General features: G+C 49.4%; 10 protein-coding genes. All 10 read left to right on the top strand.

All coding sequences use genetic code 11. From position 1 onward, the window contains the following. Positions 1–81 precede the first annotated feature (81 nt). The 10 genes from ACETK5_RS13490 to ACETK5_RS13445 all read left to right on the top strand — a co-directional run bounded on the left by ACETK5_RS13490 (position 82) and on the right by ACETK5_RS13445 (position 12,616). On the top strand, positions 82–954 hold the full coding sequence (locus tag ACETK5_RS13490) for a carbohydrate ABC transporter permease (protein ID WP_326115122.1): 873 nt from the start codon (positions 82–84) through the stop codon (positions 952–954). Positions 955–970: 16 nt separating this feature from the next. Next, positions 971–1,801 carry a carbohydrate ABC transporter permease gene (locus ACETK5_RS13485; RefSeq protein WP_100536906.1) on the top strand — a complete coding sequence of 277 codons (831 nt, stop codon included), beginning with the start codon at positions 971–973 and terminating at the stop codon, positions 1,799–1,801. 20 nt (positions 1,802–1,821) lie between these two features. After that, positions 1,822–3,672: a sensor histidine kinase gene (locus ACETK5_RS13480; RefSeq protein WP_394056183.1), complete on the top strand. Its 1,851-nt coding sequence runs from the start codon at positions 1,822–1,824 to the stop codon at positions 3,670–3,672. Further along, positions 3,635–5,209 (top strand): response regulator, encoded by a 1,575-nt coding sequence (locus ACETK5_RS13475; RefSeq protein ID WP_394056181.1) that lies wholly within the window; start codon positions 3,635–3,637, stop codon positions 5,207–5,209. Before ACETK5_RS13480 ends, ACETK5_RS13475 begins: the two co-directional genes overlap by 38 nt. 39 nt (positions 5,210–5,248) lie before the next feature. After that, a complete protein-coding gene (locus tag ACETK5_RS13470) occupies positions 5,249–7,573 on the top strand; it encodes a glycoside hydrolase family 3 N-terminal domain-containing protein (protein WP_394056179.1) in 2,325 nt (774 codons plus the stop codon). Between the two features lie 196 nt (positions 7,574–7,769). Further along, on the top strand, positions 7,770–8,330 hold the full coding sequence (locus tag ACETK5_RS13465; protein ID WP_394056178.1) for a TetR/AcrR family transcriptional regulator: 561 nt from the start codon (positions 7,770–7,772) through the stop codon (positions 8,328–8,330). Positions 8,331–8,350: 20 nt separating this feature from the next. Then, positions 8,351–8,746 carry a YvaD family protein gene (locus tag ACETK5_RS13460; RefSeq protein WP_394056176.1) on the top strand — a complete coding sequence of 132 codons (396 nt, stop codon included), beginning with the start codon at positions 8,351–8,353 and terminating at the stop codon, positions 8,744–8,746. A gap of 377 nt (positions 8,747–9,123) precedes the next feature. Continuing rightward, positions 9,124–10,089, top strand: coding sequence for a hypothetical protein (locus ACETK5_RS13455; RefSeq protein ID WP_394056174.1), 966 nt, complete (start codon positions 9,124–9,126; stop codon positions 10,087–10,089). 85 nt (positions 10,090–10,174) lie between these two features. Continuing rightward, positions 10,175–10,996, top strand: coding sequence for an endonuclease/exonuclease/phosphatase family protein (locus ACETK5_RS13450; RefSeq protein WP_394056172.1), 822 nt, complete (start codon positions 10,175–10,177; stop codon positions 10,994–10,996). Between the two features lie 207 nt (positions 10,997–11,203). Continuing rightward, positions 11,204–12,616 carry an ABC transporter substrate-binding protein gene (locus ACETK5_RS13445; RefSeq protein ID WP_165789625.1) on the top strand — a complete coding sequence of 471 codons (1,413 nt, stop codon included), beginning with the start codon at positions 11,204–11,206 and terminating at the stop codon, positions 12,614–12,616. Positions 12,617–12,653 lie beyond the last annotated feature (37 nt).

Here is a 12,653-nt window from a genome sequence, read left to right as displayed (position 1 = left end):
TAGGTCAACTTTATGATGGTACAAAGAAAAACCCGGCAGCGGGTTTTTCTTATTAAAGGCAGAATGAAAGGAGTTACGCCAATGCATACGCTTAAGCATACGAAATGGGCTATTTTCTTGGGCTTGGCGCCAGCACTCATTATCTATATATGTATTGCCATATTTCCCATCGGCTTATCTGTTTATTATTCATTAATGAACTGGGACGGAATCACGCCCATGCGTTTTATCGGGCTGGACAATTTCGTAGATATTTTCAAGGACGATATCTTTTGGTTGTCCGTTAAGAACAACGTCATTATCATGTTTACCGGGATAGCGGGTCAGATCCCGCTTGGCCTGCTGCTGGCCCTGCTGCTGAATCGAGGGCTCAAGGGCTCCAGTTTCTTCCGGACTATCGGATTCCTGCCGGTCGTCATTTCATCGGTTATGGTATCCCTGATCTGGGGCATGGTCTACAACACGGAATACGGGATGCTGAATAACCTGCTCGGCGTTTTGGGGCTTGAGAGCTGGCAGCAGAATTGGCTGGGCGATCCGTTCTGGTCCATGATTTCTATCAGCATCGCTTATATATGGCAAAACTGCGGACTGTATATGATTATTCTTTTGGCAGCTTTGCAGAACATCCCCGATGAAGTCAATGAGGCGGCTGCCCTGGATGGGGCGACCGGACTAAGCCGGATCATGCGGATTACCATTCCGATGATCCGGGGAACATTGCTCGTCTCCGTTGTCTACAGCATCAGCAATTCGTTCCGCGTGTTCGATCTGATCCAGATCATGACGGGCGGAGGACCTGCCCATGCGACGGAGGTTATGACCGTCTATATGTATAACAACTCGTTTATGAATATGAGATTCGGCTACGGCAGCGCGGTATCCGTATTGATTCTGCTGTTTAGCCTCATCGTCATCACGATCGTAAATCGATTGGCAAGAGAAAAAGAATAGAAGGGAGAGGGAGGAGATGTACAGACAAACGAAATGGTTCCATTTATCGGCATACACTTTTTTGGGGATATTCGCTATTATTAATATAATCCCTTTCTTTTGGATGATCGTAGATTCGTTCAAAACGGAGCAGGAGTATGCGGCGAACCCGTTCTCCATACCGACTGAACTGCAATTCTCCAATTACGCAAAGGCGTGGGAAGTGGCGAATATGGATACCTACTTCCTTAACAGCATTATTGTAACGGTCGTGTCATTGATCGTGACGGTCCTGCTCGGATCGCTTGCGGCGTACTTTTTAGCCCGGTTCAATTTTAAGCTGCGCGGTGCGACTTACGCGATATTTCTGCTGGGCATGGTCGTTCCGATCCATGCGACCTTGATTCCGATCTTCTTGATCATGCGGAATCTGCATTTGCTGGACACCCACTTATCGTTGATTCTACCTTACACGGCCTTCCATTTGTCGTTGACGATCTTTATTCTGGAAGGCTTTATGAGAGGGTTCCCGAAGGATTTGGAAGAGTCGGGCGTCATGGACGGTGCGGGTGTGTTCAAGATTTTCTGGTCGATCATTTTGCCGATTACGCGTCCAGCGATTTCAACCGTCGTGATTTTGAACTTTATCTATAATTGGAACGAGTACTTGTTCGCACTCGTCTTGATCAGTTCGTCGTCGCTGAAAACATTGCCGCTGGGGCTCGCCAACTTTGTCGGCATTGAAACGGCCAGCCTGACGCTGCAAATGGCTGCACTGACGATCGCGCTTATACCGATCATTATATTTTACCTGCTCCTGCAAAAACAGCTCGTTAACGGCATGACGGCAGGCGCAGTCAAAGGCTAATCCGGTTACTGTTCAACATCATGAAGACATCGAAAGAGGGAATGGACATGCGTAGCGGCTTTGGCTGGATCGGGAATTATGGTCTGAAACAGAAGGCTCTGGTCATTTTCCTCTTTTTTGTCATTCTGCCTACGCTTGGGGTCGGCGTCCTGGCCCAAGACAAGCTGAACGAAGTACTGCGCAGCCAATTTATCCAATCAAGCCAGCGTAGCCTGGAGATCGTAACGAACCAGCTGGAAGAGCAAACGACCATGATTGAGGATATTGCCGATTATTTGATCCTCAGCAATGACATGCGCCAATATTTGCGGCTGAACCCACCGCCCGAGAGCGGGAGAGCAGAGCAGTTGAAGCAAAATCTCGAAGGATTTCTGACGTTTCAGTTGATGTCCAAAAACTATATCAAATCGATATCCATCACCGGCTTTAACGGCAATTCCATAGAGATGGGCGAGCCGATTCACGGCAACGAAGAGTCATGGAACCGCCTTGCGGACGAGCATAAAGGCGGGATCGTATGGAGCAACGGCTATCCTTCAACCAGCGGCTGGTATGGAGAAGTAAACCTCGTCTCATTGTTCCGTGTGCTGAATTCCTATGACGAGATCACATTGCCGCTTGCCCGGCTTGTGATCCGCATGGATGAAGCCAGTATACTTAAACAGCTGCAGCGGGGGTTGACACGGGACGAGGGCATGGTGTTTATTGTAGATTCGGAAGGTCAAATCGTACTGCCCTCCAAAGAAATGTTTCCCATGAATATCGGCGAAGGGGAAGAATTTACGGATATCGTGACCGCAGGGACGATGGGTACTTCCACTTACCGCCACGACGGGGAAGCGTATTTGACCTTTCACCAACGGATGGAAAACACCGACTGGAATATCGTTTCCATGGTGCCCAAGGCTGCGCTGGATCAGGATATACGCGGCGTAAGAATTCTGATGCAAGTCATTCTTGTCGGCATTCTCCTTTTGGGTTTATCGGCCTTGATCGGCTTCCACTATACGATCATCAGGCCGATTCTGCGCTTGAAGATTGAGACCAATCGCGTAAAGCTCGGCGATTTCTCCGCGAGGGTACCTATTCGTTCCAAGGACGAGATTTCCGAACTGAATCGCAGGTTTAACGATATGGTATCCACGATTCAGGAACTGATCGAGCATAAATACAAGCTGGAACTGCGGGAGCGCGAATCCGAGCTGCGCTTGCTGCAGGAGCAGATGGACCCGCATTTTCTCTATAATACGCTGGATATGATCCGCTGGACCGCCAGGCTGGAGAAGGCCAGCGAGTCCAGCCAGCTCATCGAAATTTTGTCCCGATTCCTGCGTTCCAGTCTGAACAATGGTCATTACGAGACCAGTCTCGCTAAAGAAATGGAGTTTGTGCGCTCCTACTTGTATTTGCAGCAGAGGCGGCTGGGTCAAAAACTGAAATACGCGCTGTATATGGAATATGATCTGGCGAATTCGCTTACGTTGAAGGCTACCATTCAGCCTTTGGTTGAGAATTTTCTTAAACATGGCATAGATCGGCGCGAACCGGCAGCGAGAATATCGGTCATCGCGTATAAGCGGGAGGATGAGATTTGGATCGACGTGCAGGATAACGGCCGCGGAATGGACGAACTTACTTTAGAGGAAGTTCGGGAATCCCTTCGAAACGGGGTTCAAGCCGGTCACAAACGAGGTGCGCTCAGCAACATTCATGAACGTCTATATCTATATTTCGGAGAACGCTACGGATTGGAAGTGCTTGAGGCTTCACCTCAAGGAACCTTGATTCGCCTCAAGCTCCCATATTCTGAAACCTACGGTGGTGAATCGTACGATGCAACACGTGAAGACAGTAAAAATGCTGATCGTTGACGATGAACCCGTGATCTGTCAAGGCTTGCACTATACCATTGACTGGGCGAATTATGGAGTCGAAGTCGTCGCGGAGGCTTATGACGGCCATGAAGCTTTGCAGGTGGTGCAAAAACACGGGATTGATCTGGTTCTTACGGACATACGGATGGAGGGAATGGACGGGCTTCAGCTTGCTAAAGAGCTGAAGCGCTGCCACCCTGAGGTTCGGGTCATCATGATCAGCGGTTATGAGGAATTCGAATATGCGCGCCAAGCCATCAAGCTTGATGTAACCGATTACTTGCTGAAGCCCGTCGATATTGACGAATTGGTGGCGGCCGTGACCGGAATCGTGGAAGACATTCGCAGCAGGGATACCCGTGTCAACAGTCCAACGAAGGATGCGGAGCTTTGGCTTTCCGAGATGGCCGCGCATTATGAAACTTCATTAGCCAAGTCGATACCTCCATATCTGTTAAACAGTGCCGAGTATAAACTCATAGCCACGCAGCTGGAGAAGTTCTCGATCCTTGCGGCTTCCCAGACGGAACAGGATTTTATGATGCTGCAGCGTTTGTGGCTCCAGACGGTTCGCGAAAGCCTGGAAAAAAGCGGTATCCGTCAAGTATCCGTGTTTGTGCATAAAAATTTGCTGATGACCCTGCTGATGACGGATCAACCACGCTCAAAGCGGCAGTGGGATGAAATTCTGCAAACGATGCTGGATGATTGGCCAGAAGAGCATCGCTTGTATGGCGCGGTATCGGATACCTATGTTTCCCTGGACCAAACGGCAGCCATATGTGCGGAGGTGCGCGCGTTACTGCCTTATTATGCCTTGGAGAAGCACTCCTTGCTGGATCGCGAATATAAGACTGAGGTGGATAACGGGCGGGCCATGCACGATTTCGACAGTGCCGAGATGGTCGCGAAACTGTCCGTGGCATTATTCAAGCAGGATGCCGATATGCTGGAAGAGCTTATCGACGGCATGTTCCTATTATTCCTTGATCAGCGCTACCTGTTGACGGATATGGTCAAAGTGTGTGATGAACTATCCATCATGCTGCGGCAGCGACTTCGTCAAAGCGGCCTGACCCAGCTGGAGCATGGTCTGGAGCGAACGATCGACCTGGAGGTGTTCAATCATCCCGATGCGATCCGGCAGGCGATATCCACGGAAGTGTTTGACCTGCTGCAGTTGATCGACAAAGTTGGCATCGACAGATCGTTCTGGATCATTGAGAAGGCCAAGAAGTATATGGCGGATCATTATCTGAGCGACCTGAAAGCGTCGGAAGTGGCGGCGTATTTGAAAATTACGCCGAGCTACTTCAGCAATATTTTCAAACAAAGCACGGGAAAAAGCTTCAGCGAATACATGAACGAATTGCGCATCAACGAGGCCAGAAAGCTGCTGCTGACGACGCAGGACAAGGTGTTTGAGATTGCGGACCGCGTCGGCTATAAAGAATACAAGTATTTTGTATCCGTCTTCAAACTGTACACGGGCATGACGCCCAAGAAATATCGGGTCTTGAATATCAAAGAATGATCAGAAGTATGACGACCAGGATGGAAGGAGTATGGGAATATGGAGAAATATCGGAATGCTGCGCTACCGGTAGACGAGCGTGTAGAGGATTTGTTATCCAGAATGACGCTGAGGGAGAAGGTCGGACAGCTGAATCAGCACTTGTACGGCTGGATGGCTTATCGTCGAAGCGAAGGAAATGAACCGGAGTTTGAACTGACCGACTTATTCAAGGATCATGTCGAGTGGGGGGCCGGCATGGGGGCGCTGTATGGACTGTTCCGGGCGGATCCCTGGTCCGGGGTGACCTATGAGAACGGGATTCCTACGCAGGACAATGCGAAGGTAGCGAATGCGATCCAGCGCTATGTGATCGAACACAGCCGGCTGGGCATTCCCGTCCTGCTCTCGGAGGAATGTCCCCATGGCCATCAAGCGCTTGATGGAACGCTTCTGCCGGTCAATACGGCCATCGGTTCGACCTGGAATCCCGAATTAATTGAACAAGCCTATTCCCAGGTAGCCTCCGAGATCCGCAGCCGAGGCGCGCATTTAGGGTTGGTCTCGGTATTGGATATCCTGCAGGATCCGCGGTGGGGACGCTCCGAGGAGTGTTACGGAGAAGACCCTTACCTGGCTGCACGAATGACGGAAGCGGTTGTGTTTGGCATGCAGGGAAGAAACCCGGAAGAATGGAAGAGTCACAATAAGGCAGCTGCCGTGCTCAAGCATCTATGCGCACAAGGAGCAGGGCAGGGCGGACGGAACGCAGGCCCGGTTCCCGCAGGCGAGCGGGAGCTGCGGGAAATTCACCTGCCTGCCGCAGAGGCGGGGATCAAGGCAGGAGCGGCTGGCGTTATGGCGGCCTATAATGAACTCGACGGCATTCCATGCCATGCCAATGATAAGCTGTTAACCGGCATTCTGAGAGATGAATGGGGATTTGATGGGATTGTCATGGCGGATGGAACGGCCATCGACCGTTTGGTGTCCATTACGGGAGACTATGAGTCGGCAGCGGCGCTTGCACTCTCCTCCGGGGTCGATCTAAGCCTGTGGGACAAGTCCTTCACAACGCTTGAACAAGCGGTGAAACAAGGGAAGGCCGATATGGAGAGCATTGACCGCGCGGTGGCTCGAGTACTTCGGCTTAAATTCCGATTGGGACTGTTCGAGCACCCATACGTTGACGAAGGCTTGGCAGCTATAACCGTCAACAACGCAGCCGCTAAAGACTTGAATGCATCCGTCGCGAGAGAAGCGGTTGTACTGCTTAAGAACGATAAAGACGTACTGCCGCTGAATGGCGGCAGCATCAAACGACTGGCGGTTATCGGCCCTAACGCGGACAGGCTCTACAACCAGCTTGGAGACTACACCAGCGTTCAGCGCGAGGGCAGCGGAGTCACGGCGCTTCAAGGCATTCGGATGGCTGCCCCCGAAGGTACGGACATCGTTTTCGCTCCCGGATGCAGCGTCCGAGGCATGTCCACGCAGGGCTTGCCAGAAGCGATCGAAGCCGCCCGTTCCGCGGACGCGGTCGTGCTCGTACTCGGAGGCAGCAGCGCCCGTCAATTCGGAGATACGTTTGATAGTAATGGTGCAGCCATCGTAGCTGAAGGAGATCCGACGGAAATGGATTGCGGTGAAGGCGTCGATCTAGCCGATCTCCGATTAGGCGGCATACAAGAGCAATTGGTTCGGGAAATTCACGCGCTCGGAAAACCAGTGATTACGGTACTCATTCAGGGACGTCCGCTGGCTATCGACGAGGTGGCTGAACTCAGCGATGCTTTGCTGTGCGCCTGGTATCCCGGCAGCGAAGGCGGCCGTGCCATCGGAGAAATTCTGTTCGGCCAGGTGAACCCGAGCGGCAAGCTGCCCGTCTCGATCCCGCGCTCCGTAGGTCAATTGCCGGTTTATTATAATCAGAAAAATGCAGGGCGCCCTCGCCCTTATGTCGATATGCCGTCCAAGCCGTTATATCCGTTCGGATTCGGCTTGAGTTACAGCACGTTCGATTACTGTTCTCCGACCATCTCGCAGAGAGAAATGACGCTTGAGGAGCTTCGATCCGGAAGTCGTGTCGAGGTGTGCGTGGAAGTGAAGAACACCGGAAAGATGAAAGGGGACGAAGTGGTACAGCTCTACATACAAGCCGATCAATCCGGGATCACCCGCCGCCTGCGAGAATTGAAGGGATTCAAAAAGGTAGCGCTGGAGCCCGGTGATATAACCACCGTCACGTTTGAGCTCGGCTTCGAGGAGTTGGCTATTTGGAATCGAAACATGGAATTCGAAGTGGTCCCTTGCAGAGTCAACATCGTTGCGGGAGCTCATTCGGATTGGGAAACCGGCGTTGTTGAATTAAGGTTAAAGTCCTAAAACATAGCTGAAAACAGAAGGATATTCTTATAACATTAGCAAGGAGCATCGATCATTTGGAGGCAGCATTTATGGCTGTCTCTTTTTGTCGTACAATGAGCGCTTTCGTTGACATGAGGAAGGAATTAGGATATGATTTTAGAAATTTAGGAAAATATCATCTTTTTATAATTTTCCGGACAAGGAAGTGTACCTATTGAGAGACCGAATTGTTGAGGCGGCAAGCAATGAAATCAGGAGAAGAGGATTGCGATTTACGATGGGTGATCTTGCCAAACGGCTGGGTATGAGCACGAAGACGCTGTACGGATACTTCCCTTCGAAGGATGTGCTTATTGCAACGATTCTTCATGATGCCATTGTCGAACTTCAAGAAAAAGAAAAGGAGATCATGGGTAATCCTGACCTGACGACACTCGATAAACTTAAGCAATGCCTCATCCTCATCCCGACTGATTTTCAGTTTATCGGATTGAACCTCATAACCGAGCTCCAGCGTTATTATCCTGATCAATGGAAGACGCTGGATCAATTTCTAAATAAACAATGGGACAGCATCACAGAACTATTTCATGAAGGAATCAATCAAGATTGGTTACGCCCTTTTAATACTAAAATATTTATTGATTTGTATGTAGGAGGTCTTTATCGATTAATTGAGGACTCGTCTGAGAATAAGAGCAGCATTACGCTTCATGAGGGTCTGCGGGATATGGGAGAGATCCTTTTATCCGGTATTATCAAGAAGGAAGGTTGAACAAGAGGAGAGGGTATGGATTGAGTAAAACGTTAAAAGGTTTGTTTTTATTTACGGATATCGGATTTATTTTGTATTGGGTCGTCACCGCACTTGCGTTAATTCCCAAGGAATATTTATATCAGGATTATACCAATGAGCTGTTGGTGGTATGGAATTGGTCGTTCTTCCCGCTGGATATACTCATTTCCATCACCGGAATGTATAGTCTATACTTACATAATCACATGAATGTAAAGTGGAGAAGTTTTGCCTTAATTTCGCTTATCCTGACATTTTGTTCCGGGCTTCAGGCGATCGTTTTTTGGATCATGAAATCCGATTTCGACATCATGTGGTGGGCGCCAAACCTGTACCTCATGTTATATCCTTTGTTCTTCATCCCAAAACTGCTTGAGACCAAGGAGCCGCGTTAATTCGCGGTTTTTTTGTTTTTCGTATGACTGTTTCGGATGAACATTCGATACAAATCTCTTCCGACATATTCTGCGCTCCAACGTAAAAAAAAGGGCTAAAGGACCAGGCGATTCATCTAACTTTAAGTATTTTATACACGGGAAATTCTTGAGGTAAATGATAAACTCAATAGTGGATCCCCCACTTTCTGTAGAGAAGCAGAAACTTGAGTTGAATGAAGCGATGTTTCTGTAACAAGAGAGGAGGAATGTATCCTATAGCCATGACAGTAAAGCCCGCTTGAACCATGTTTTTAGCACGCTTTCGGCGGCAGTCCAATTTGATTCCTACTATTAATGGAGGTGTATTGATGGTTGACGTTCAAGGGTTGAACCATATGAAAAGGCATTTAAAAATTCTCGCGTCAGCAATACTTGCAGCGCTCGTGTTTTGTTTGTCCGGATTGCCGGCATTCGCGGCAACACCTGAGAAAACGGTCAACGCTTCAGCAACGCTCGCCTACAATCTGAAGGGACTTAATCACAACGTGGCGGTTCAAAAAGCTTACATTGCGGATAAGTATCTGTATGTAACACAGCGCTCTAAGGGAACTTGCTATCTTTCAAGATTGCTCATTAACGGGAAAGACGCTACCTATGTAGATGAAATGACCGTCACGAATACCGGTCACTGCCAAACGCTGGATATGTATACCTACAACGGCGTCAATTACTTTTATTTCAGTTCAAAGGCAGATCCTTCGACGGACTATTACTGGTCGCTGCAGGTAGCAAGACTACAATATTCGGCCGGCAAAACTGTGGATTATACGGATTTGCATCGGTTTACCTATATGAATTACGCCAATAAAACGGGGGCAAGGCTAGGCGAGACCTACCGTGTGGATGGCGGCGGCAACAGTACGCATACGGTGTTCCGCGTACAAACAAAAGAGGGGACGGTAACTTGGTCCATTTATGACACAGTCGCACTCAATAAGCTTCTTGATAGCAATGAACAGGTGCGGATGGACAGCGCAGCAGCGGTGAACGCAGCGGTTGGCAGCTTTACGCAGTCGGGCACTGGGATCGTAAGGCCGAACGGATCCTTCCAGGGGGCCGATATGCTGGGTCAGACGAAAATATATACATCAGGCGGAGCGGAAGGTGACATCCCGCAGATTGCCATGATGACAAACGCAGGGACATTCAAAACCCTCGTGAAAATCACGAATGTGGGAAACCATGAAATCGAGGGAGTGCAGACAAAGAACAGCAACGTTTATTTTACGATTGTGACGGACCCAGTAAACAAAAAAGATACGCAAAAAGTGTATTACGTTCCGGATAGCATATTTAATTAACTTCCACGCGGGTCAGCCTCTGAGAGCTGTAGCAACAGAAAAGTTAGCATCGTTCGGCATTCGACAATGAAAGGGAGAGTCGTCCATGAAAAAAAGCTTGATCTCGTTTATCGCTTGCTTGTTGTTTGTTCCCGTGTTTACAACGGGGGTGATGGCGGCTGGAAAAGGACAAGGCAAAGAAGTAAGCACGACCGTAATGTCTTACAATATCCATCACGGGGTTGGATTGGATGAGCAGCTAAGCCTGCAAAGAATCGCCGATGTCATCCGTGATTCCGGCGCAGAAATTGTCGGCCTTCAAGAAGTGGACCGGTACTACGGGGAGCGAAGCGACTTTCAAGACCAAGCGAAGGAACTGGCGGGTTTGCTCGGATATCACTATGCTTATGGTGCCAATCTTGATTTGGAGCCGGCGGAGGGACAGACGAACAACCGTCAGTACGGAACTGCCATTGTTAGCAAGTACCCGATCCTTCGATCCGAGAATGTTTTGTTAAGCAGCTTCGGGAAGGAGCAGCGCGGTGTACTGCACGCTGTCGTCAATCTGAAGGGGATTCACGTCGATGTGTACAATACGCATCTTGGACTGGATGTCACCAGCAGAACGGCACAGGCGCAGGAAATCATTGACCTGGCGGCTTCTGTCTCTGAGGGACCGGTGCTGCTGATGGGCGATTTTAACGCGGAACCTGACAGTTCAGAGTTTCAGCTGCTGCTCGACAGCGGTTTATTCGTGAACAGCTTTCAGGGAATAGACGATGCCTATACGTTTCCTGTAATTAATCCGTCGGCAACGATCGATTACATTCTGACCTCTCCAACTGTTCAGCATTCGAATCAGCGCGTGATCCATACGGAAGCTTCGGATCATCTGCCCATCGCAGCCGATGTGTCATTCCAGCGTTAGGACCTTGAGGTGGGCTTAAAATTAGGTTCAAGCTAGACGTAAGCATGACATAAGAATCATGAGAAGGCTACCGCCAGGCATTTGCTTGGGGTAGCCTTTTTCGTATGGGAGATGAATCGATATTCTTCCCTTTACAGTTTTTTTACCGTTCTGTCTATATCCACAAAATAGGTTATGCTACGATACAAGCACAAGGAGGGTGTGTGCATGATCACGTGGAGATTACCGCTGGTTGTATTGATGTGCTTGAGCATAACCGTAACAGGGTGCATGCAGGGTGGCAAAGGGCAGGGCTCTGATCGTATATTTTCGTACTCAACGGCATCGGATATGGCTGGTGCCGCAGAAAAGACAAAGCTGAGATTCTGGTCAACGGGGCGTCATGACGCGAACTATATCAAAGAGGTTATTCATCGTTATAACCAAGAGAACGCCGATCATATTGAGGTTGAGATGACGGTAATGGCAGATGATTTTTCCCAATCGCTTGATTTGTCATTTGCCAGTGAGCTATCACCTGATATTTTCACCCCGATCGATCTTGCTGAAATGACCCGAAAAGGCTATGTGGAGCCATTAAACGAATATTTAACGCCCGAGATCAGAAACAGGTTCGGAAAGCAAGCCTTCATCGAAGGATATAACGTGTTTGATCCATTCATATACAGTCTTCCTAACAGCGGATCAACCTTGCGGCTTATTTATAATGTGGATCTGTTTAAGCGGGCCGGCATAACCTCACCTCCGAAATCGCTTGACGAGTTGGTGGAAGCCGCGAGCCGGATCACCGAAATTGGAAAGGCGGATGGCGTCTACGGTTTTGCGCTACCCTATAAGATTCCTGCCAGCGCTCTCGGCCGCTCAGCCGTTCCGATTGCGGAAATAAGCGGAATCAGCGGCGATGGTTATGACTTTTCGACAGGCAACTATGATTTTACAGGCTTTATACCGATTATTAGCGCATTCCGGACCATGATGGAGAACGGCAGTACGCTGCCGGGATCGGAATCCCTGGACATCGATCCGCTACGGGCACAGTTTGCCGACGGGAAGATCGGGATGTATTTGTCTTATTCATCGGAACCCAGCATTTATAAGTTTCAGTTTCCGGCCAAGATCCATTGGGGAGCTGCTCTTCCCCCATCAATTGACGGAACCTATAAAGGAGTGATCAACCAGGGAGTTGGAGCGACGAGGTGGTTATCCATTAGCAGTCAGTCGAAGCACAAGGAAGAAGCTTGGAAGTTTCTCCGTTATATGTACAGCGATGAAGTGCTGATCGGGTATCAGGAGGCCGGACTGGGCATTTTATCGGTGGATGCGATAGCCGCGAAAGCCAGGAAACCCGACATCGAAGGCATCTCCAGCTTTTTCCCAGGTGATTATGACGGGATATGGCCTGCATCGCCTCAAGGATTCAAACCAAAGGGAAGGGAGTGGGAGGACGAATTTGTAAAGTACATCATGATCGGCGGAGATCTGGAGCGATTGGTTGAGGATCTGAACGAGCGTTACAATGCAGCATTAGATCAGGAACGGGCCGCCGGCAGAGTGAATATACAAGCTATTCCGTCATTTGATCCGCTGCATCCTCAGGACGTCTCATGGCAAAGTGATTGATCATTAAAAACGGACAACTGCTGCCACAGCCGAAACT

This window comes from Paenibacillus ilasis, from assembly GCF_043195395.1.
Taxonomy (GTDB): Bacteria; Bacillota; Bacilli; order Paenibacillales; family Paenibacillaceae; genus Paenibacillus_AQ; species Paenibacillus_AQ lautus.
Note: the sequence above shows the minus strand (reverse complement) of the source record. Positions and strands in the feature narration are given on the sequence as shown.